A 20661-nucleotide genomic window follows, 5' to 3' on the forward strand; every position below is an offset into this window, starting at 1 on the left:
GGTCTTGATGATGGAGCAGTTTCACGGTGTCGGTGTCACCCCGGGGCGTGTGATCGGGCGGGTGCGGCAGATGCCCGCACCGGTCGCCGAGCCCGCGGCGGGGCCCGTCTCCGGCGGCGTGGACGCCGCCGCGGAGGGCGAGCGGATCCGCTCGGCGTCCAAGGCGGTCCAGGCGGCGCTGAAGGCCCGCGCGGCGTCGGCCTCGGGGGACGCGAAGGGCGTCCTCGAGGCGACCGCCCTCATGGCGGCGGACCCGATGCTCGTCAAGGGCGCCGTGAAGTTGCTCGATGCGTCCGCGGACGGCGGGGCCCGCTCCGCCGAGCGGGCCGTGTGGGAGTCCGGCGCCGCCGTCGCGGACAAGCTCAAGTCCCTCGGCGGCTACATGGCCGAACGGGCCACCGATGTCCTGGACGTCCGCGCCCGGATCGTCGCAGAACTGCGCGGGCTCCCGGCGCCGGGCATCCCGGCCTCGGACGAGCCGTTCGTCCTCGCCGCCGAGGACCTCGCCCCCGCGGACACCGCGACCCTCGACCCCGCCAAGGTCACCGCCCTCATCACGAGCGGCGGCGGCCCGCAGTCCCACACCGCGATCCTGGCCCGGGCCCTCGGCCTCCCGGCCGTCGTCGCAGCGGCCGGCGTCGAGGCGATCGCGGACGGCGCCGAGGTCTACGTCGACGGGGCCGCGGGCACCGTCCAGACCGAGCCCGGCCAGCACGAGCGGGACGCGGCCGCAGCCTGGACCACGCAGGCGGCCGCCCTGGCCGCGGGGTTCGCCGGAGACAACAGGCTCGCCGACGGGCACGCCGTGCCGCTGCTCGCCAACGTCGCCACCGGCAAGGACGCGGCCAAGGCTGCCGCCGCCGGCGCCGAGGGCGTGGGCCTGCTCCGCACCGAGTTCTGCTTCCTCGACCGGGACACCGAGCCCACCCATGAGGAGCAGGTGGCCGCCTACACGGCCGTGTTCAAGGAGTTCGGCGGCAAGAAGGTCGTGATCCGCACCCTCGACGCCGGAGCGGACAAGCCCCTGCCGTTCCTGACCAACGCGGACGAGCCCAACCCCGCCCTCGGCGTGCGCGGCTACCGCACGGACTGGACCAGCCCGGGCGTCCTCGCCCGCCAGCTCGCCGCCATCGCGCAGGCGGCGCAGGAGAACGAGGCCGAGATCTGGGTCATGGCCCCGATGATCGCCACGACGGACGAGGCCGCCCACTTCACGCGTTTGGCGAAGGACGCCGGCCTGAAGACCGCCGGCGTCATGGTCGAGGTCCCGTCCGCGGCCCTCACGTCCGCGCACATCCTGCAGAACGCGGACTTCGCCTCGCTCGGCACGAACGACCTCACGCAGTACGCCATGGCAGCGGACCGCATGCTCGGCCCGCTCGCGCACCTCAACGACCCGTGGCAGCCGGCCGTGCTGCACCTCATCAAGGCCACGTGCGACGGCGCCTCCGCGGCTTCCGCGGCGACCGGCACCGCCAAACCTGTAGGGGTCTGCGGCGAGGCCGCGGCGGACCCCGCCCTCGCGGCAGTGCTCGTGGGCCTCGGCGTCACGACCCTGTCGATGTCGCCGCGCGCCCTGCCCGCCGTCAACCGGGTCCTGGCCACCATCACCGTGGACGAGGCCAGGCAGCTCGCCGCGGCGGCCCTCGCCGCGCCGACGGCCGAGGCCGCCCGGGACGCCGTACGCGCGAGCCTGCCCATCCTCGACGAGCTAGGACTCTAGCCGCCGGTACCGGCCCGCCGCGCCGACGCAGTACGCTTCCCCCACCAGCCCGACCCCCCCCAAGAACAAGGAGAACCACATGGCAGAACGCACCGCAACGATCGGCTCGCGCGTGGGCCTGCACGCCCGGCCGGCGGCCATCTTCGCCGAGGCCGCAGGCGAGGCCGGCCTCGACGTCACGATCGCCAAGGTCGGGGAGCCTGCCGACGAGGCCATGGACGCCTCGAGCATCCTCTCGCTCATGAGCCTGGGCGCCGAGTACGGCCAGCAGGTTGTGCTGCGGGCCGAGGGCCCGGGCGCCGACGAGGCTCTCGCGAAGCTCGTGACGGTCCTCGAGACGGACCACGACGCCGAGTAACGCCACCGCTCCCCGCCTGGACGGGGACACGAGTGCGGCCGGATCCCTGCGGGGGCCGGCCGCACTCGTGTCTGATCAGGTGCCGGCGCCCTCGGTGGCACGGCCGTGCCGCAGCCCCGTCGGGAAGCCGATCGAGACGGGCGTCGGCTCAGGGGTACTGCAGCAGGCTCCGGCCAGAGCGGCCTCGTCGGCGCTGCCGTCCGATCCGATCCCCGAGCACACGCCCGTTGCCGGGAGCTCCAGCTCGACCGCCTCGGCGGCCGGAGCATCGCCCGCGAGCGCGGCGGCAATGGAACGGACCTGCTCGTAGCCGGTGGCCATGAGGAAGGTCGGCGCCCTGCCGTAGGACTTCATGCCGGCGACGTAGAAGTCCTTCTCAGGGTGGGCTAGGACTGCTGCGCCATGGGGCTCGACGGTTCCGCAGGAGTGGAAGTCTGGGTCGATGAGCGGCCCGAGACGCCGGGGCGCGTCCACCGCCGGATCGAGGTCGAGGCGAACCTCTGACAGGATCGAGAGGTCGGGACGGAATCCGGTGGCGGGGATGAGCCGGTCGACCTCCAGGGTGCGCCCGTCCGCGGCGTGGACCCGCAGACGCTGTCCGTCGATCGTCTCGAGCCGTTCGGTGCGGAAGCCGGTGACGAGCCGGACGGCGCCGGATTCCACCATGGTCTGCAGGCGCGTGCCGAGCTGGCCGCGCGCGGGGAGCTCGTCAGCACTCCCGCCGCCGTAGGCGCGGGCGGGAGCCGCAGCGCGGACGGCCCACACGACCTCCGTCCCGGGGTGCGTCCGGGAGAGCTGGGTGAGCGCGAGGACGCTGTTCGCGGCGGAGTGGCCGCCGCCCACCACGAGGGTCCGGCGGCCGCCGAAGCCGCCGGCGGTGACGTCGGCCAGCGGCGCCGTGACGAGGGCCGCCGCCGTGGCGTCCTCCTCCCCGAGCGCTGGCAGCCCCGAGGTCCCGAGCGGCGCGCGGTGCTCCCAGGTGCCGGAAGCATCGATCACGGCCCGGGCGAGGACCTCCGCTACGGCCCCGTCCGGGCGCTGCACCCGCAGGAGGAAGGGCGCCTGGTCGCGGCCGAGGCTGCTGCCCCTGTCCCGGTCCTTCCGGGTGACGGCGAGGACGCGGTGGCCGGTGCGGATGCGGCCCGCGAGCTCGGGGGTCGCGGCGAGGGGCTCGAGGTAGTCCTCCACGATCTGGGCGCCGTACGGGAGTGCCGTGGGCCGTGGTGCTTCCCAGCCGTGCCGCTCGAGCAGGCGCACCGAGGCGGGGTCGAGGTTGTAGCGCCACGTCGAGAAGAGCCGCACGTGCCCCCACTTGCGCACGGCGGCCCCGACGGAGGGGCCTGCCTCGAGGACGAGCGGTTCGAGGCCGCGCTCGAGGAGGTGCGCCGCGGCGGCGAGGCCGACCGGTCCTGCTCCGATGACGGCGACGGGGTGGTCGGTGCGGATGGCGGTCACCGGTCAGCGCCTCCGGCCGGGAGCAGCTCGGCGATGAGGGCCTCGATGCGGGACTTGATCTCGTCACGGATGGGGCGGACGGAGTCGACGCCCTTGCCTGCCGGGTCCTCGAGCTGCCAGTCCTCGTAGCGCTTGCCGGGGAAGACAGGGCAGGTGTCCCCACAGCCCATGGTGATGACCACGTCCGAGTCCTTCACGGCCTCGGTCGTGAGCACTTTCGGCTTCTCAGCGTGGATGTCGATGCCCTCCTCGAGCATCGCCTCGACGGCGGCCGGGTTGACCGCCTCGGCGGGCTCGGACCCCGCGGAGCGGACCTCGACTCGGCCCCCGGAGAGGTGATTGAGGTAGGCGGCGGCCATCTGGGACCGGCCGGCGTTGTGGACGCAGACGAACAGGACCGAAGGCCTCTCGCTCATGCTGGCACCCCTTTCAGGAGGGCCGCGAGGCTTCCCAGCGCCTCGGTCCGGGCCCGGTAGTACACCCAGACTCCGCGCTTCTGGCGTTCGAGGAGTTCTGCGTCGTGGAGGATCTTCAGGTGGCGGCTGATGGTGGGCTGGGAGAGGTCGAAGCTCTCGTTGAGGTCGCACACGCAGGCCTCCCCTCCCTCGTGCGCGGCGATGAGGGACAGGAGCCGGAGGCGTACCGGGTCGCCCAGGGCCTTGAGCACGGGCGCGGCCTTCTCGGCCTCAGTCTGGGAGAGCGGCATGCCGGAGACAGGAGAGCAGCATGCCGCGGCGGGTGCTGGCGTGGCGTCGAGAGCTGACATATCGAAATATTCACATGTTTCTATGTCTTAGCGCAAGGGCATCGTCAGTGCATGCCCCTACCCCATCGAAGGTCACAACTCAATAACCATCAGTCGGTGATGTTCACCACGCCGTGGTGCGGTGCAGGCGGCAGGTGGCCGGCCGGCGTCGTACGGCCGGAAACCCGCGACTTCATGCGGATTGTGGCGCCCCGCAACCCCCTCGCGCGGAGGTCAGGATAGTGCCCGGGCGCACGCGCGGGCGTGAGTCAGACCACGGTGAAAACCGATCTTCAACTCTCAGATCGAAAGACCCTGCACTAGACTTGAATGCCATGTCACGAGACCAGCGTCAGATGACCGAGCCACAGCGCCCCCGGCGCGTGGTGTTCCGCAAACGCAAGCTGAGGGTCGACGACGTCAACGTCGTCGACCAGCCGATGCTCAAGAGGGCCATCGGCGGGACCATCGTGGGCAACACGATGGAGTGGTTCGACGTGGGTGTCTTCGGATACCTCATCACCACCATGGGACCGGTGTTCCTGCCCGAGGCCGACCGCACTGTCCAGACCCTCTTCCTCCTCGGGACGTTCGCAGCGACGTTCATCGCCCGTCCGGCCGGCGGCGTGTTCTTCGGCTGGCTCGGCGACAAGATCGGGCGCCAGCGCGTGCTCGCGATGACCCTGATCACGATGGCGTCCGCGACGTTCGCCCTGGGCCTCCTGCCCGGCTATGCGCAGATCGGCATCTGGGCGGCGATCCTCCTCGTCGCCATCAAGCTCATCCAGGGCTTCTCGACCGGCGGCGAGTACGCCGGTGCCACGACCTTCGTGAGCGAGTACGCGGCGGACAAGCGCCGCGGCTTCCTCGCGAGCTTCCTCGACATGGGCTCCTACATCGGGTTCGCCCTCGGCGCCGCGATCGTCTCCGTCCTCCAGCTCACCCTGGGCCAGGACGCCATGGTCGCCTACGGCTGGCGCATCCCGTTCCTGATCGCGGGCCCGCTCGGCGCCGTCGCGATCTGGTTCCGCCTCCGCATCGAGGAGAGCCCCGCCTTCCAGGCGGCCCTGGACGCCCAGGAGAACATGAGCCGTGAGCTCGCCTCGCAAGACGAGATCGCCACGAAGGGCCCGCTGCAGATCGTGCGCAGCTACTGGCGCCAGATCGTCGTGGCCATGGTCCTCGTTGCCGCGGCGAACACGGTGGGCTACGCGCTCACCTCCTACATGCCGACCTACCTGACCGAGTCCAAGGGCTATGACGAGCTGCACGGCACCATCCTCACCATCCCGGTACTGGTGGTCATGAGCCTGTGCATCCCGCTCACCGGCAAGCTCTCCGACAAGATCGGCCGCCGCCCGGTGCTCTGGATCGGCGCCGTGAGCACGATCGTGCTCTCGATCCCGGCGTTCCTGCTCATCGGCGTGGGCTCCATCCCCGCGACCCTCGCGGGCCTCGCGCTCATCGCGTTCCCCGTCACGTTCTACGTGGCCAACCTCGCCTCGGCCCTGCCGGCGCAGTTCCCGACGGCGAGCCGCTACGGCGCCATGGGCATCGCGTACAACTTCGCGGTGGCGATCTTCGGCGGCACCACGCCGTTCATCATCGACGCCCTCATCCAGTCCACCGGCAACGACATGATGCCGGCGTACTACCTGATGGCCACCTCGGTGGTCGGCGCGGTGGCGATCTGGTTCCTGCGCGAGTCGTCGCAGCGCCCGCTCCCGGGCTCCCTGCCCAGCGTGGACACCGAGGCCGAGGCGCGCGAGGTGGTCGCACACCAGGAGGATGACCCGCGCATCGACCTCGAGCACATGCCGCTGCCGGAGGTCCCCGTCGCGGTGGCGGACGACGGCGTGGCGCTGCAGCTCCCGCTCGACCACCCGGCTGCCGTCGAGGCCGCCGAGGAGGCCGGCGTGGACCTGGAGGCCACCGCGCTCGAGGCGCAGGTCTCCGGCGAGGCCCCCGTCGCGTCCGGCCCGATCTCCGGCCCGGTGCCCGAGGTCCCGCTGCCGCCGACCCCGGTCAAGAACTAGGCCGGTCAACGGCCAGAGGGCCTCAGCCCTCCACGGCGATCCCGAGCCGCGCGGCCATGAGCTCCGCGAGCTCGGCGGCCTGAAGGCTGCTCAGGGTCGCCCCACGCAGCCCGTCGATCCCGGACACCCGGGAGAGGCGGGCTCCGCGCATGTCCACGTGCTCGAGGGACGCGCCCCTGACGTCAAGCGCGTCGACCTGGGTGCCCTCGAAGGCGACGCGCAGGGCCGAGGCGTGGCCGAGGTCCAGCTCCTCGATCGCGCAGTCCTCGAACTTCACGTCTCGGAGGCGCGCGCCGCGCAGGTTGACGTAGCCGAGCTTGCAGCCGCGCACGAGGACGCCATTCAGCTCGGCGTCGTAGAGCTCTGCCGAGCCGATCCGGGAGGCCTCGATCTCCACGCCGCGCCAGCGGCTCCGCGGTGCCGGCAGGCTCGGGGCGCTGAGCCGCTCGAAGCGGCAGTCGAGGAACGAGACCGAGCGGAGGTCGGCGTCGTGCGCCGTGACGTCGCGGAAGGCGCACTCGGAGAAGGTTGCGGCGCCGAGCTCGAGGCCCGTGAAGTCCACGCCGTCGAACGCGAGCCCCTCGGTGCGGTGCCCGGCCTCCGGGTCGCCCGCAAGACCGGGTTCGAGCCCCTCGAGGACGAGCGGTTCGAGGCGTGGGGCGCTCTGGTCCCGGGCGGCGCGCGGGCCGGCGTTCCGGGCGGTGCGGGGGGAACGGGTCGAGTCTGCCATGGGTTGAGGGTAGCGGTGCCGCGGCGAACCCGGCAGGGCCCTTCCGCACGCGCCTGAACTGGGCTGGGCGGAACTAGGCTGGGCGCATGGCTTCCCCCACAGGCATCCAGGGACTGAGGATCGCGGTCCTCGACGACTACCAGGGCGTGGCCCGGGAGATGGGCGGGTTCGCCCGGCTCGAGGACGCGGGCGCCAACGTCACCGTGTTCCGCGAGCATCTGGGGCACGACGACGACGCCGTGACCGCCGCGCTCGCCCCGTTCGACGTGCTCGTGGCCATGCGCGAGCGCACGCCCCTGACGGCGGCGCGGCTCGAGCGGCTGCCGAACGTGAAGCTCATCGTCTCGACGGGCCGGCGCAACGCGTCGATCGACCTCAAGGCGACGGCCGCCCGCGGCATCCCAGTCTGCGGCACCGGCTATCTCCCCTCTCCCGCCGCCGAGCACACCTGGGCGCTCATCCATGCGGCCACGCGCCGGCTCGACGCCGAGCTCGGCTCGGGCGGATCAGGCTGGACCGAGGACGGAGGCTGGCAGAGCACCGTGGGCCGCGGACTCGAGGGCGCGCGGCTGGGCCTGCTCGGCCTGGGGAACCTCGGCAGTCGGGTGGCGCGCGTGGGCCTCGCGTTCGGGATGGACGTCATCGCGTGGAGCGAGAACCTCACCGACGAGCACGCCGCGGAGGTCGGCGTGCGGCGCGTCGACAAGGAGGAGCTCTTCGCCGAGGCGGACATCCTCTCGGTCCATCTGGTGCTGTCGAAGCGCACGCGCGGACTTGTCGGCGCAGCGGAGCTGGCGCTGATGAAGCCCGATGCGCTGCTCGTGAACACCTCGCGAGGCCCGATCGTGGACGAGGCGGCGCTCGTGGACGCCCTCGAGGCGGGGCGGATCGGCGGGGCGGCCCTCGACGTGTACGACGTCGAGCCGCTGCCGGCTGACCACCCCCTGCGCCGTGCGCCGCGCACCTTCCTGACCCCGCACATCGGCTACGTCACGCGCGAGCAGTATGGGGTGTTCTACCGGGACGCTGTGGAGGACATCGAGGCCTGGGCCAGCGGGGCCCCGGTGCGGCTCATGGAGCTTCCGCCCAAGTAGGCTGGGCCGCCGCACCGTCAGCCAGAAGGGGCCGGAAATCCCGGAATCTGCTTCTCGAACCCATTCTATTCGAATGCATGTTCGAATAGAATGGGGAGACGCGAAGGGGGTGGAGCGCATGGCGAGCGCAGTGCAGTCGGCGACGAAGGGCGCCCCGCCGGACGAGCTCTCGTTCGCCTCACGGAACCCGGGCGTGCTCGCGGGCGCCCTCCATCTGGATCCAGCGGCCCTCCACTGCGCGCGAGGGGTCGCAGACGCGCTTCGCGCCTTTGCGGACTTCGATGCCTACAGCGCCGCGATGCGCGCCTTCCTCGTGGACCGATGTGCGCAGCTGATCGCCGAGGAGCCGCTCGAGGGGCGTGGCGGCCAGCCCGCCCGGCTCAACGGAGAGGTCGCCCACGCCGCCGCGGTGTCCGAGGTCGCCCTCCTCTAGGGAACCTCCGAGGCTGCCGCTGCACGCGCGGTGAACTTCTCCCGAGCGCTCGTGGGCAGGCACCCCGCGGTCCACGAGGCCCTCCTTTCAGGTGATCTGACCGAGGCGCATGCGAGAGTGATCGTCGAGCAGGCGACGACGCTGCCGGAGGGCGCCGCCGAGCAGTTCGGAATCGAAGCCCTGAGGCGCACCCGGACGCGCAAGGGCCATCCTCGGACGCCGGGCGAGCTGCGGCGGGTGGTGCTCGCGCTGCGGGAGCGGCTGCACCCGGAGTCGATCGCCCGGCGGCGGGCCCGGGCCGCAGCCGATCGTGGAGTCTGGCTACGTCCCGAGGACGACGGCATGTGCACCGTGGCCGCCCTCCTGTCAGCCGAGGTCGGCATGGCGGCCTACGAACGCATCGATGCGATCACCCGCGCCGCCCACGCCGCCGATGGCGAGCACCGTACGATGCCGCAACTCCGGGCAGACGCGTTCGCCCAGGCCCTGCTCGAAGCGGGCGCCGCGCCGGGGGATCGCGCACTCGTGACGGACGACGCCGGCTCCTCGCCGGCGGCTGTACTGCCCGCCGATGACCTCGCTGACCTCGTACGGCCCGAGGTGGTGGTGCATGTCCCTGCCGCGGTGCTCCTGGGATCCTCGGACGATGTGGCCGAGCTCGAGGGCTATGGCGTGATCGACGCGCACACCGCGCGCGAGCTGGCGGCCGCCGCGCCGACGTGGCAGCGCCTCTTCACCGATGCAGGAGGGGCGCCGCTCACCCTAGGAAGAACGGCCTACCGGCCTCCTGACTCGCTCCGACGCTTCATCCGCTACCGGGATGGAGCCTGCCGTGTGCCGGGATGCATGCGCGCTGCCCGGCGTTCGGAAGTCGACCACACGGTCGAGTGGCAGGACGGCGGCACGACCGATGCCGAGAACCTCGCCCTCCTGTGCTGCAAGCACCACGCGCTCAAGTCGCTCGCGCTGTTCGCGCTCCGGCGCGAGGGCCCGGACGACGGGCTCGTGTGGACAACACTCCTCGGCTTCGACCACCCGGCTGAACCCCTCGACCGCGACCACATCCTCGGGCCGCGCGCCGTGGATCTGATGGTCGGGGCCCACCCATCGGCCCAGCCGCCGGAACCGTCTGGGCCAGAGCCTCTACCGGACGGGGCTGCTCAGCCGCTTGACCGGCCTCCCGAGCCCCCGCCGTTCTGAGCGGGTAGGCCGCCGCGGAGCAGGACCCTCAGCGCTTGGGGCGCCGCGCCGGCCCGCCGAGGACGCGGTCCGGCAGCACGGCCGCGGCCGCGCGGACGGCCTTGTACCGCAGAGACGGGACGGACACGGACCGGCCGGCCAGGTTGTCGCGGAGCCCGTCGCGGACCACCCGCTCGGCGCGCAGCCAGGCCCAGCCGGGGATCCAGCGCGTCTCCATGCCCATGCGGGCATGGAACTCGGTGCGCACGAGTCCCGGGCACAGGGCCGTGACGAGCACCCCGGAGCGCCGGTAGTGCACGTTGGCCCAGCGGCTGAAGGCCAGCAGCCATGCCTTGGCCGCGGAGTAGGTCCCGCGCGGCAGGAAGGCGGCAACGCTGGCCACGTTGACGATCCGCCCCTCCCCCCGTGCGAGCATGCCCGGGAGTACGGCCCTGGCGGTCTTCAGTGCGGCCTCGACATGGAGCCGGAGGTGGTGCACCTCTTCCTCCACCGGGGTGTGGTGGAAGTCGTGGAGGAGTCCGAGGCCGGCGTTGTTGACCAGGATGCCGATGGGCCGCGAGGGGTCGGCCAGCCGCGTGGTTACGGTGCCCAGATCCACGGGATCTGTGAGGTCCGCAGCGATCACCTCGGTCGCGACCCCGTGCCGGCTGCCGAGCTCCCGTGCCAGGGCGTCGAGGCGGTCCTGGCCGCGCGCCACGAGGACGAGATCGTGTCCCTGGGCCGCGAGCTGCCGCGCGAACTCGGCCCCGAGGCCGCTGCTCGCGCCGGTGATGAGCGCCGTCGTCATGCGCACCAGCCTACCGACCCGGCTCAGGCTGCCCCTCAGCCTGCCTGCTCAGCGCTCCGCGGGGAGGGTGCAACGACCTTGATGACGGCGGAGTCGTCCGCGGCCGCGAGGCCCTGGGCCGCGCCGAGCAGGTAGAGCTGCTCCGCGGCCGCGGCGACGGGCGCCGGGAGCCCCACCGAGCGGGCCGCCTTGCCGACGATCCCCATGTCCTTGACGAAGATGTCCAGGCGCGAGAGGACCTCGGCGCCGTCCTCGGTGTAGGCCTCGAGCATGCGGGGGCCGCGGTTGGAGAGCATGAACGATCCCGCCGCGCCGGCGCCCAGGGCCTCGAGCGTCTTGGCGGTGTCGAGGCCGAGCGCGTCGGCGAGCGCGAGCGCCTCGGCGGCGGCAGCGATGTGGACACCGCACAGGAGCTGGTTCACCGTCTTGAGGGCCTGGCCGTCGCCGGGCCTGTCCCCCACCACGGTCAGGGTCGAGGCGAGGAGCTCGAGGATCGGGCGGGCCTTCTCGAGGTCGGCCGGCGCGGCGCCCACCACGATCAGGAGGTCGCCCTCGCCGGCGCGCACGGGGCCGCCGGAGAGCGGGGCGTCGACGAGGCCGACTCCGCGTTCGGCGAGGCGGGCGGCGGTGCCGGGGATGGCGTCGGTCCCGACCGTGCTCGTGAGGATCACGACGGCGCCGGGGCTCAGCGCGGCGGCGACGCCGCCCTCACCGAACAGGACCTCGTCGAGCTGGTCGCCGTTGCGGACGGCGAGCAGGAGCGCGTCGGCTCCCCTGACGGCTTCTTCCGCAGAGCTGAAGGTCCGGATGCCGGCCGCGGCGGCGAGGTCGAGCCGGGGCTGGGCGATGTCGAAGCCGTGGACGGTGAGGCCGCTGGCGAGGCGGGTGGCCATGGGCAGCCCCATCGCGCCCAGCCCGAGGACGGCCACGGTGGTGGCGGAGGTGTCAGTCATGGGTCTCTCCTGTCAGAGCGTCGCGCTGAGGGTCCGGGTGACCTGGGCGAGGGACTCGTCGTCGCCCACGTTCCCGGCGAAGACGATGTAGGGGATGCCGCGTGCGGGCCCGTCGACGGGCTCCCACAGCGAGACGATCCCGGGGAGCATGGGCCCGCGCACGATCGCGTGGCGGATCTCGAGGCCGTGCGCGGCCACGTCGGAGGACGTGATGCCGCCCTTGGCGATGACGAACCGCGGGGGTGCGGCCGTCAGGACGCGGTTCACGACGCTCACGACGGCGGCGCTCACCGTGCGGGCGATCTCGAGGCTCTTCGCGGGGTCGTCCGCCTTGACGAGGGCCCGCGAGGTGTGGAGGATCACGTCCCCGTCGGCGAGGGCGCGGACGACGGCGTCGACGGTCGCCTCGAGGTGCCCAGCCGCCCCGACGGGCTCGAGGAGTTCGTTCACGTCGAGCTCGACGGTGCGCGCGGAGGAATGCTGCGCGGTCAGCCGGTCGAGCTGGCGGGTGGTGAGGCCCACATGGGATCCGACCACGATCAGGCCCCCCGCGGCGAGGTCCTCGCGCTGGGCCCCTGACGCAGGACCCCCGTACACGTCCTCGGCGGTGAGGGGAGCGCGGACCTCCTGGCCGATGCGGCCGCGGACGAACGGCGGCCCGACGCGGTAGAGGAGCGATGCGCCGCGGCGCTCTGCCTCGTCCAGGCCCAGGGCCAGCGCGCGCAGGTCGTTCTCGCCGGTGACGTCCGCCACGATGGGGGTCGAGCCGCGGGCCGGGGCGATCGCGTCGGCGATGGCCTCCGCACCCGCGCGGATGGTCCCGAGGTCGAGCACGATCACGTCCTCGGCGCGCACTCGGCCGGCGGTCTTCTCCTCGACGTAGGCGGGGAGGTACGAGGTGGAGAAGCCGAACGTCGCGTCCCCCGCGAACTCCGTCTCGCTCACGGGGGTGAGCGTGCCGTCCCCGCTGCGGACGTAGTGCTCGCCGCCGATCGTGACGCGTCCGGCGTCGGGGAAGGCCGGGACCATGACGACGCCGTCCACTGGCTTCCCGCCCTGCGCCGCGATGGCCTCGGCGAGCACGTCCGTCTCGAGCGGGAAGTGGCCGCGGAGGGTGGAGTCGCTGCGGCTGACGAAGGCGAGCGGGATCCCCGCCTCCTCGGCCGCCTCGGTGGCGGCGGCGACGACCTCGCGGTTGCGCTCGGCGGCCTCGGCGGGGCCCAGGCTGCGCGTGTTGGTGAGGACGTAGACGGCGGCGGGGCGGCTGCCGCCGACCCCGGCGGCGAACGCCCAGCGGAAGTCCTCGGCGTCCCAGCGGGTGAGGACGGGCAGGTCGGCCACGGACTGCGTGCCGGTGGGGTCGTCGTCGAGGACCACGAGGACCCGGCCCGAGCGGGCGACGGCGGCCGCGACCTCCCCTGCGGCGATCTCCCGCTCGGCGGGGTAGGCGGCGAGGGCATCTGCTTCGAGGAGCATCGGACACTTCCTTGTGCGGGGCCGGCGATCTGTAAGATGTCTGACATCTAATGTCGATGCTAGAGTTGCACACACTCCGTGCCGGTGCAAGCCGCGCGGAGACTGGACGGGAATCCGGGCGGCCGCCGCAGCGCCGGCCCGGCGGCTGTGAGAAAGGGACCCCGTGGCGCGCAAATCCCTCGTGGGCGAGGTGGCCGACGGGTTGCTGGACCGGATCGTGGCGGGCGAGTTCCCTCCCGGCTCCGCGGTGCCCGGCGAACTCGAGCTGAGCTCCCGGTACGACGTGAGCCGGATGACCGTCCGCGAGGCCATCCGGACCCTCACGGCCCAGAACATCCTGCGGATCGAGCGCGGGCGGGGCACCTTCGTCAACCCGGTGAACCGCTGGAGCTCGCTGCACGCCGTGCTCCGCGCGACGAGCGAGGGAGCGGACGCGGGGGACGCCGCCGTGCAGCTCATCGAACTGCGGCGGATGCTCGAGGCGGGCGCCTGCGGGCTCGCCGCAGAGCGGATCTCAGACCGGGACCTCGCCGCGCTCGACGCGTCCGTGGCCCGGATGCGCGAGGCGCGGGGGGCCCAAGACCTCGAGCGCTTCGTCGAGGCGGACCTCGCCTTCCACGACGTGATCCTGCACGCCTCCGGCAACCCGTTCGTCGCGGTGCTGTTCGAGCCGCTCAGCCGAGTCCTCGCCGAACGCCGGTCGGAGACCTCGGCCGTGCCCGAGATCCAGGAGCACGCGATCGCCATGCACGTGGCGGTGAGCGAGGCGCTGCACCGGCGTGACCCCGAGGCGGCCCGGGCGGCCATGGACGCGCACATGCAGCAGACCCTCGACGACCTGAGGACCTACGTCCTCAACCGCTGACGGCCACCACCGCCGTGGCGCCGAGGTCCTCGTCCTCCTCCGGGAGCGCGGCGAGGCCGGCCTCCGCCAGGATCCCGAGCGCCGGGGCGACCTGCCTCCGGCCCACCTCGATCACGAGCGAGCCGCCGGGCGCCAGCCACTCGCCGGCCCCGGCGGCGATGCGGCGGTGCAGGGCCAGGCCGTCGGCCCCGCCATCGAGCGAGGCGCGCGGCTCGTGGTCACGGGCCTCCGGCGGCATGAGCGCGATGGCCGCGGTCGGGACATACGGGGCGTTCGCGACGATGGCCTTAACGCGCCCGCGCAGTGCGCCGGGGAGCGCCGCGAAGAGGTCCCCGGTGTGCACGCGGCCGCCCCACGGAGCCAGGTTGCGGCGCGCGTACGGGGCGGCCGCCGGGTCGAGGTCGGCGGCGTGGAGCTCGAGCCGTCCGGGCGCCCAGCCGCGCGCCGCGAGCGCCGCAGCCACCCCGGCCCCGAGCGCGGCCGAGCCGCAGCAGAGGTCGACGACGACGGCCGGCGCGGGGCCGCCGTCGTGCGCCAGGGCCGCCACAGCGAGCCGGACGAGCAGCTCGGAGCGGCGCCGCGGGACGAAGACGCCGGGGCCGACGGCGATCCGGAGCCCGGCGAACTCGGCCCAGCCCACGAGGTATTCGAGCGGCTCCCCCGCCGCGCGCAGGGCGACGAGCCGCTCGAGGCCCGCACGGTCTTCCGCGGCCTCGAGGAGGAGGGCGGCCTCGTCCTCGGCGAACACGCAGCCGGCGGCCCGCAGCCGCTCCGCGACGTCCGCGAGGAGCGGCCCCGCCGACTCTGGCCAAGCACTGGTCACGGGGTTAGTCTGCCAGCACTGATCCCACCCCCAGCCGAGGAGGAGCCATGGCAGGCAACACCTACAGCATCTCGGAGATCGTCGGTACGAGCCCGGACGGGATCGATGCGGCCATCCGCAACGGCGTGGCCGCGGCGTCGCAGACGCTGCGCAACCTCGACTGGTTCGAGGTCCAGTCGGTGCGCGGCCACCTCGAGGAGGGCGAGATCAAGGACTGGCAGGTCACCCTCAAGATCGGCTTCCGCCTCGAGCGCTGACCCCCTACTGCGTCCGGGCCAGGAGGGCCTCGCTGAACACCTTCGAAATGTCGGCGGGGTCCTTCGCCACGTAGCTGGAGCCGCCGGTGGCCGCGGCGATCTGCTTGAGCACGGGCTCGTCGGCGTCGGCCGTGATGCCGATGGTCACGAAGATGACAGGCTTGGCCGGGTCCTTCTCCCGGGCGAACGCCGCGAGGAGCTGATCGAGCGTCATCGAGTTGGGCTTCTCGTTGGAGCCGTCCGTGAACAGGATCACCGAGTTCACGGCTCGGGGATCGTAGTTCGCCTTGACGGTGCGGAACGCCGCGAGCGCGGTGTCATAGAGGCCAGTGCCGCCGCCCACGAGGCCACCCAGCGAGCCGATGTCGCCCTGGATCCGCTCGCGCTGGGTCCTGCCGTCGGTCACCGCGTCCATCCGGCGGATCGGGTCCAGCTCCTGGTAGTCCTGCCCCGGGCCGCCGAGGCCGACGGAGAACGCCCACATCCCGAGCTGGGCCGTGTCCGGGAACAGTGCGGCGCCCTTCAACGCCGCCTCCTGGGTGAGCTGCATGCGGGTCTTCCCGCCGGCGTCGAGGCCCATCGAGCCGGAGACGTCCATGACCACGAGCGAGCGGAACGGCACCGCCTGGAGCGCCCACATCTTGGTCGCGCGGGTGAGGGCGTCGGCGGACGGGGCGAGGGCCCTGACGGCGCCGACGAACCCGGCTGCGCCGTCGGGGACGCTGCTGCCGGGGCCCCTCAGTCCGCGGGCGGCGAGGGCGGCGCGGCCGGTGCTGTCGGTCAGGGCCGCAGCGAGCGCCTTCGCGGCATCCGCGGCTCCGGCCCTGCGCGCTTGGTCAGGGGACGTGACCGCGATCGGGTAGTCGGCGAGGGCCGAGCCGCTGGCGGGCGGGGACGCGGCGAGCTTGGTGGACGGCCGCGACGAGGCGTAGTCGATCCACGAGCTCTCGGTCACCACGGCCATCGAGTCCGAGCGCTCGGCGCTGTCGAGGAGGGCCGAGTCCGACTGCGTCCCGGACGGCTTCTGCGCGGCGGTCTGCGCGAGCCGCCCGAGCGAGCCCGCGAGCGCCTTCGGGTCGGACGCCCCGGACTGGCCCTCGGCCACGGCGCCCGCGAGCGCGGTGGCCGCGCTCGCGCTCGAGAGCGGGTCGCCGAGGAGCACCCCGGGGGCGGCCAGGACGTCTGACCACGTCGCGGGGGCCTTCGCCCCCTTGGCCTGGGCGACGACGGCGGGCGAGGAGGCCACGGACGGCACCGCGATCTCGGGCTTGGGGGCGGCGCTGACCGCGGAGACGCGCGCGGAGGTGTCCGCCAGCCAGAGGTCGGGGGCCTGCGTGCCGGCGGCGACCTTCGCGGCGATGGCGGGCTGGTCGGCGACGTCGACCGTGAACTTCGCGCAGGCGGACGGGCTGACCCGGCCGAGGGCGTCGTTGACCGCGGGAAGCGTGGTCGAGTCAGCGAGGAGAGTGTAGGTCTGGGTCGTGGCGCAGTTCGCCGCCGCGGCCTGGGTCAGGCGCGGGACGAGCGCCCAGGCGGCGAGGCCCACGACCACGAGCGCGGAGGCGGCCACGATGCCCAGCAGGGCAAGCCGGCTCCTCCGGCGCCTCGCCCGCCAGCTGCCCTTCGTCCTGACCCGGCCTGCGACCCTGCGTCCCATTCCTGCACTCCTCCCACCACCCCCCTGGTCCGCTTCGGTTGTCGGGCGCACGGAAGCCCCGCGGGGTGCCGCCCCGCCGTCCGCGCGCCAAAATGATCCCGTCCATCATAGGCGGACGGGACCGAACCGGGTGACCGCTCTCACAGGAGCCACGGGATGTCCCGCCCTTCCCACGGGTTCACACAGTCCACAGCCTTCACTCGGGACAGGGCGCGCTGATAGCCTCGTCCCCGCGCGGCATGCCGCCACTGCTGGGGAGTGGTGCGGAAGTCGTTGTCGCGCCAAGGCGCCCGGGCACCGTGGTCAACGGGCCCGGGCGCCTCGGTCGTCAGGGGGTGTGGTGGTGGGCCCCGTGGGTCTCGAACCCACGACCCGCGGATTAAAAGTCCGCTGCTCTACCAACTGAGCTAGAGGCCCGGTGCCCGGCATGCGCCGGACGGCACAACTCTAGCGCAGGGCAACCGTGCGTCGCCGTGCGCCCGCGGCCCGGTCCGGGAGCCCTCATGGGCACGCCCCGGCGAGAGGAGTACCGTACTGGGCATGGACGAGGCAGCCGCATGAGCGAGAACCCAGCATCCAGCGGATCGGGACCGGTCAGGCACCACAAGCCGAAGCCGTTCGCGCCGATCGACTTCGAGCCCTTCGCCGGGGGCGCCGACCCCGCCCGCGTGTCCGAGGCGGCGCACCTCGCCGCGCAGGCGCTGGTGCGTCGCGGGCGCGAGAGCGACGACCCGGAGGTGACCCGCAGGCTCGTCCGGCTGGCCGACGAGCAGGGCCTCGACGCCATCGCCGAGATGTGGTCCGAGAGCCCCGCGCGGTCCCTCCCGGGCGCCCTGTGGCGCCTGTACGCGCTGCGCGCGGCGACGAAGCAGGACCCGGAGCGCATCTCGGTCTACTTCAAGGCGGGCAAGGACACCGCCCAGGTCTCGCACGCCGTGGCCGGCGTGGCCGAGCCTCCCGGCGCCGAGGAGCTCACCGCGATGGCAGACGCGATCCTCTCCGGCGCGTTCGACGGCGAGTTCGACGTCGCGCTCGAGCGCTCGGCGGCGTTCTGCCGGGTCGTGGCGCTGGGCCAGGCCACCGTTGCCGACAGCGCCGAGTGGGCCAATTCGCAGCATGCGAGCAAGCTCACGCGCAGCGCCAACCAGCTCGTGAAGACGGCGGAGGACCTCGAGGCGTCCGCCAAGGCGTGGCGCCGCGGGCAGCTGGACTGAGCGCGCCCGCCCAGCACGCCGCCAGGGGCAACCGAAGCTTGCGACCGGGTTGACTCTCCCCCAACGGCCGTAGAACACTGGTTGTGGCGTCGGACCGCGGCACCCCCGGGCTCCAACTCTCAGCCGCTTCGAGCGGCCTTCCGCCGAGAGGCGGTCCCGGTTCGGCGCCTTTGCTTCCCTCGTCGGGGGCCCGCGCTGGAGCGGGCCCGGCGAGGACCAGCCCCAGTCAGGGCGTTCACCCCGGTCACGTAAGATGCGAGGGCCGGCATCCCGCCGGCACGAGGCCATCGCGCCGGGGACAGCGGCGGCCGGAAGGCCGCACCGCCCCCGCTCGGAGACCCATGAAGTTCAGGCTGTTCCCCCAGGAGACGGCAGGCCTCGAGCTGCTCGCCTCCATGGCGCAGCAGTCCATGCTCGGGGTGCAGACGCTCTCGGAGATGTTCGGCGCCGGCCGCGCCGACTACGACCAGCTCGTGGACACCCTCATCGCGAACGACGCGCGCACCACAGAGTTCCGCCGCACCCTCCTCACGCGCCTCCGCACGAGCTTCGTCAACCCGCTCCCCCGCGAGGACCTGCTCATCCTCTCCGAATGGCTCTCCCAGGCGGTGGGGCACCTCGTGGCCGTCGGCGAGCTCATCCAGCTCCACGCCATCGACAGGCTCCCCTCCGAGGCGGCGGACATGCTCGACATCGTCAACCGGCAGGCCGAGCTCACCACCGCGGCCATGCGCGGCCTCACCCGGCTCGAGGACCTCGAGGACTACTGGGCGGACACGGTCCGGCTCTCCAAGCGCGCCGAGCACACCTACCGGGTGTGGAGCGCGAACGCCCTCCGCGAGCTGTCGATCACCCAGTTCGCCCGCACCGTCGAGGTCGCCAGGGCGCTGCTCGAGGCCGTCCACGCGTTCCAGTCCGTGGCTGTCCAGGTGGGGCGCATCATCGTCAGGGAGTCCTGACGTGGCCGCTGCGCTCGTCGGCGCATCGATCGTGCTGGTCTGCGCCTTCGGCTTCCTCAACGGCTTCCGCGACGCCTCCAACGCCGTGGCCCTCACGGTCCGCACCCGCGCGCTCACGCCGGGCATCGCCGTCGTCCTCACCGCGGCGTTCAACGTGCTCGGCACCCTCGCCGGCGCCTGGCTGCTCCGGGCGCTCGGCACGGTGTTCGTGACGGTCCCGGCCGGCAGCGGGGGGCTCACGGTGCTCGCGGCGACCCTCGTCGCGGCGATCCTGTGGGGCGTCTGGGGCTGGTGGAAGGGCTACCCGTCCTCGTCCACCCACGCGCTCGTGGGCGGCCTCATCGGCGCGAGCGTCGCCTCCGCGGTCCTCGGCGGGGGCCTGCCGGGCGGCCTCGACCACGTGTTCTGGCTCGCGATCGGGCTGCCGCTCATCCTCTCGCCGCTGCTCGCCTTCGGTGCCGCGTTCGTCCTCACGCCCGCGGTGACGTGGATGGTCCGCTACACCCAGCCGAGCCAGGCGCACGCGGGCCTGCGCGCAGCGCAGTCGGTGGGCGCCGCCATCGTGGCGTTCGGGCATGGGCTCCAGGACGGCCAGCGGCTCGTGGCGCTCCTCGTGATCTCCGCGCTCGGCTCCGGCGCGAGCTTCGACCACGTCCCCGTGTGGGCGGCGGTGCTGGGCGCGCTGGTGCTCGGCGCGGGCACGCTCGCCGGCGGGTGGCGCATCACCTACACGCTCAGCCACCGGCTCATCCGCATGGACCCGCTGCGGGCCTTCGTGTCCCAGCTCGTCACGAGCGCGACGCTCGTCTTCGGATCCCTCGGGCTGCACATGCCGCTCTCGACCACGCACACCGTGGTCGCCTCCGTGCTGGGCGCCGGCGCGAACCAGGACTACGCGTCCGTGAACGGGCCGCTCGTGGTCCGCCTCATCCGCTTCTGGCTCGTGACCCCGCTGACGACGGCGGCCCTCGGCCTGGTCTTCGCGCTTGCCTTCGCGCCGCTCGCCGGCCTCGGCTGAGGCGGCAGCCACCGAGGAGGCGGGCTGCCGCGCCCGAGGCGCGGCAGCCCGCCGTCGTGCGCTGCAGGTGCGCGGATCAGCCGAAGCGGCCGGAGACGTAGTCCTCGGTGGACTTCTGGGCGGGGTTGTTGAAGATCGTGGTCGTGTCCGCGTACTCGATGAGCTTGCCCGGCTTTCCCGTGCCCGCGATGTTGAAGAACGCGGTCTTGTCCGAGACGCGGGCCGCCTGCTGCATGTTGTGCGTGACGATGACGACCGTGTAGTTCTCCTTGAGCTCCTCGATGAGGTCCTCGATCGCGAGCGTGGAGATCGGGTCCAGAGCCGAGCACGGCTCGTCCATGAGGATCACGTCCGGCTTCACCGCGATGGCGCGGGCGATGCACAGGCGCTGCTGCTGGCCGCCGGAGAGGCCGGAGCCGGGCTTGCCCAGGCGGTCCTTGACCTCGTTCCACAGGTTCGCGCCGCGCAGCGACTGCTCCACGAGGGAGTCCGCGTCCGCCTTGGAGAGCTTGCGCCCGTTGAGCTTGACCCCGGCCAGCACGTTGTCGCGGATGGACATCGTGGGGAACGGGTTGGGGCGCTGGAAGACCATGCCCACGTGGGTGCGCACCGCGACGGGGTCCACGCCGGGGCCGTAGAGGTCGTCGCCGTCCAGGAGGACCTCGCCCTCCACGCGGGCGCCCGGGATGACCTCGTGCATGCGGTTGAGCGTGCGCAGGAACGTCGACTTGCCGCAGCCGGAGGGCCCGATGAACGCGGTCACCGACTTGGGCTCGATGTTCATGCTGACGCCCTCGACGGCGCGGAAGTCGCCGTAGTAGACGTTCAGGTCCTTGACGTCGATTCGCTTGGACATGGTTTCCTTCGTAGTTCGGTGC

At 72.9% G+C, this 20661-nt stretch carries 21 protein-coding genes, 1 tRNA gene and 1 pseudogene; 12 read left to right on the forward strand and 11 right to left on the reverse strand.

From position 1 onward, the window contains the following. The first annotated feature begins 10 nt into the window (after positions 1-10). Both ptsP and J2W21_RS02520 read left to right on the forward strand, forming a co-directional pair. Positions 11-1723, forward strand: coding sequence for a phosphoenolpyruvate--protein phosphotransferase (gene ptsP / locus J2W21_RS02515; protein ID WP_307112922.1), 1713 nt, complete (start codon positions 11-13; stop codon positions 1721-1723). A gap of 79 nt (positions 1724-1802) precedes the next feature. Further along, the gene (locus J2W21_RS02520) at positions 1803-2081 is read left to right on the forward strand and encodes an HPr family phosphocarrier protein (protein ID WP_066494625.1); all 279 of its coding nucleotides are present in this window, start codon (positions 1803-1805) and stop codon (positions 2079-2081) included. Between the two features lie 75 nt (positions 2082-2156). On the opposite strand, the gene J2W21_RS02525 is transcribed toward J2W21_RS02520, so the two are convergent. Genes J2W21_RS02525 through J2W21_RS02535 form a run of 3 tightly spaced genes read right to left on the reverse strand, consistent with a single transcriptional unit; the run spans position 2157 to position 4242 of the window. After that, the gene (locus J2W21_RS02525) at positions 2157-3536 is read right to left on the reverse strand and encodes an FAD-dependent oxidoreductase (RefSeq protein WP_373423052.1); all 1380 of its coding nucleotides are present in this window, start codon (positions 3534-3536) and stop codon (positions 2157-2159) included. After that, on the reverse strand, positions 3533-3952 hold the full coding sequence (locus J2W21_RS02530) for an arsenate reductase ArsC (RefSeq protein WP_307112923.1): 420 nt from the start codon (positions 3950-3952) through the stop codon (positions 3533-3535). The genes J2W21_RS02525 and J2W21_RS02530 overlap by 4 nt, the downstream gene beginning before the upstream one ends. Further along, on the reverse strand, positions 3949-4242 hold the full coding sequence (locus J2W21_RS02535) for an ArsR/SmtB family transcription factor (RefSeq protein WP_307112924.1): 294 nt from the start codon (positions 4240-4242) through the stop codon (positions 3949-3951). The genes J2W21_RS02530 and J2W21_RS02535 overlap by 4 nt, the downstream gene beginning before the upstream one ends. A 395-nt stretch (positions 4243-4637) precedes the next feature. Between J2W21_RS02535 and J2W21_RS02540 the strand changes: the two genes are divergently transcribed. After that, positions 4638-6317, forward strand: a complete 1680-nt coding sequence (locus J2W21_RS02540) for an MFS transporter (RefSeq protein ID WP_373423055.1) — start codon at positions 4638-4640, stop codon at positions 6315-6317. 22 nt (positions 6318-6339) lie between these two features. On the opposite strand, the gene J2W21_RS02545 is transcribed toward J2W21_RS02540, so the two are convergent. After that, positions 6340-7047 carry a pentapeptide repeat-containing protein gene (locus J2W21_RS02545; protein ID WP_307112926.1) on the reverse strand — a complete coding sequence of 236 codons (708 nt, stop codon included), beginning with the start codon at positions 7045-7047 and terminating at the stop codon, positions 6340-6342. An 86-nt stretch (positions 7048-7133) separates the two neighbouring features. Between J2W21_RS02545 and J2W21_RS02550 the strand changes: the two genes are divergently transcribed. The 4 genes and pseudogenes from J2W21_RS02550 to J2W21_RS02565 all read left to right on the forward strand — a co-directional run bounded on the left by J2W21_RS02550 (position 7134) and on the right by J2W21_RS02565 (position 9774). Continuing rightward, positions 7134-8141, forward strand: a complete 1008-nt coding sequence (locus J2W21_RS02550; protein WP_307112927.1) for a D-2-hydroxyacid dehydrogenase family protein — start codon at positions 7134-7136, stop codon at positions 8139-8141. Positions 8142-8259: 118 nt separating this feature from the next. Next, the gene (locus J2W21_RS02555) at positions 8260-8574 is read left to right on the forward strand and encodes a hypothetical protein (RefSeq protein WP_307112928.1); all 315 of its coding nucleotides are present in this window, start codon (positions 8260-8262) and stop codon (positions 8572-8574) included. A gap of 15 nt (positions 8575-8589) precedes the next feature. Then, positions 8590-9384: pseudogene (locus J2W21_RS02560) on the forward strand (DUF222 domain-containing protein); the annotation flags it as partial. 36 nt (positions 9385-9420) lie between these two features. Further along, the gene (locus J2W21_RS02565) at positions 9421-9774 is read left to right on the forward strand and encodes an HNH endonuclease signature motif containing protein (protein WP_307113010.1); all 354 of its coding nucleotides are present in this window, start codon (positions 9421-9423) and stop codon (positions 9772-9774) included. A 28-nt stretch (positions 9775-9802) separates the two neighbouring features. Here J2W21_RS02565 and J2W21_RS02570 read toward each other — a convergent pair whose 3' ends face one another. From J2W21_RS02570 to J2W21_RS02580, 3 genes are read right to left on the reverse strand one after another with little or no spacing between them, the layout of a single operon-like run. Next, the gene (locus J2W21_RS02570) at positions 9803-10561 is read right to left on the reverse strand and encodes an SDR family NAD(P)-dependent oxidoreductase (RefSeq protein ID WP_307112929.1); all 759 of its coding nucleotides are present in this window, start codon (positions 10559-10561) and stop codon (positions 9803-9805) included. Between the two features lie 35 nt (positions 10562-10596). After that, complete coding sequence (locus J2W21_RS02575) at positions 10597-11514, reverse strand: NAD(P)-dependent oxidoreductase (RefSeq protein WP_307112930.1); 918 nt, start codon at positions 11512-11514, stop codon at positions 10597-10599. A gap of 12 nt (positions 11515-11526) precedes the next feature. Then, complete coding sequence (locus J2W21_RS02580) at positions 11527-12990, reverse strand: four-carbon acid sugar kinase family protein (protein WP_307112931.1); 1464 nt, start codon at positions 12988-12990, stop codon at positions 11527-11529. A gap of 163 nt (positions 12991-13153) precedes the next feature. Here J2W21_RS02580 and J2W21_RS02585 point away from each other — a divergent pair, with 163 nt between their 5' ends. Continuing rightward, positions 13154-13855, forward strand: coding sequence for a FadR/GntR family transcriptional regulator (locus J2W21_RS02585; protein WP_307112932.1), 702 nt, complete (start codon positions 13154-13156; stop codon positions 13853-13855). On the opposite strand, the gene J2W21_RS02590 is transcribed toward J2W21_RS02585, so the two are convergent. Beyond that, positions 13845-14678 (reverse strand): putative protein N(5)-glutamine methyltransferase, encoded by an 834-nt coding sequence (locus J2W21_RS02590; RefSeq protein ID WP_307112933.1) that lies wholly within the window; start codon positions 14676-14678, stop codon positions 13845-13847. The genes J2W21_RS02585 and J2W21_RS02590 overlap by 11 nt on opposite strands. Before the next feature lie 47 nt (positions 14679-14725). Between J2W21_RS02590 and J2W21_RS02595 the strand changes: the two genes are divergently transcribed. Continuing rightward, positions 14726-14935 (forward strand): dodecin, encoded by a 210-nt coding sequence (locus J2W21_RS02595; protein WP_307112934.1) that lies wholly within the window; start codon positions 14726-14728, stop codon positions 14933-14935. Positions 14936-14939: 4 nt separating this feature from the next. Here the strand turns inward: J2W21_RS02595 and J2W21_RS02600 are convergent, their stop codons facing one another. Together J2W21_RS02600 and J2W21_RS02605 are read right to left on the reverse strand one after the other, a co-directional pair. Then, positions 14940-16592, reverse strand: a complete 1653-nt coding sequence (locus J2W21_RS02600) for a substrate-binding domain-containing protein (protein ID WP_307112935.1) — start codon at positions 16590-16592, stop codon at positions 14940-14942. Between the two features lie 341 nt (positions 16593-16933). Then, positions 16934-17009: transfer RNA gene (locus J2W21_RS02605), tRNA-Lys, on the reverse strand. 140 nt (positions 17010-17149) lie between these two features. On the opposite strand from J2W21_RS02605, the gene J2W21_RS02610 reads away from it, so the two are divergent. From J2W21_RS02610 to J2W21_RS02620, 3 genes are all read left to right on the forward strand, one after another. Then, entirely contained in the window at positions 17150-17806 is a 657-nt protein-coding gene (locus J2W21_RS02610) for a hypothetical protein (RefSeq protein ID WP_307112936.1), read from the forward strand. A 341-nt stretch (positions 17807-18147) separates the two neighbouring features. Further along, positions 18148-18765 (forward strand): nuclease PIN, encoded by a 618-nt coding sequence (locus J2W21_RS02615; protein ID WP_307112937.1) that lies wholly within the window; start codon positions 18148-18150, stop codon positions 18763-18765. Position 18766: 1 nt separating this feature from the next. Then, positions 18767-19783, forward strand: coding sequence for an inorganic phosphate transporter (locus J2W21_RS02620; protein WP_307112938.1), 1017 nt, complete (start codon positions 18767-18769; stop codon positions 19781-19783). A 76-nt stretch (positions 19784-19859) separates the two neighbouring features. On the opposite strand, the gene pstB is transcribed toward J2W21_RS02620, so the two are convergent. After that, complete coding sequence (gene pstB, locus J2W21_RS02625; RefSeq protein WP_307112939.1) at positions 19860-20639, reverse strand: phosphate ABC transporter ATP-binding protein PstB; 780 nt, start codon at positions 20637-20639, stop codon at positions 19860-19862. Between the last annotated feature and the right edge of the window lie 22 nt (positions 20640-20661).

The organism is Sinomonas atrocyanea, from assembly GCF_030811715.1.
In the GTDB taxonomy this organism is placed as follows: domain Bacteria; phylum Actinomycetota; class Actinomycetes; order Actinomycetales; family Micrococcaceae; genus Sinomonas; species Sinomonas atrocyanea_A.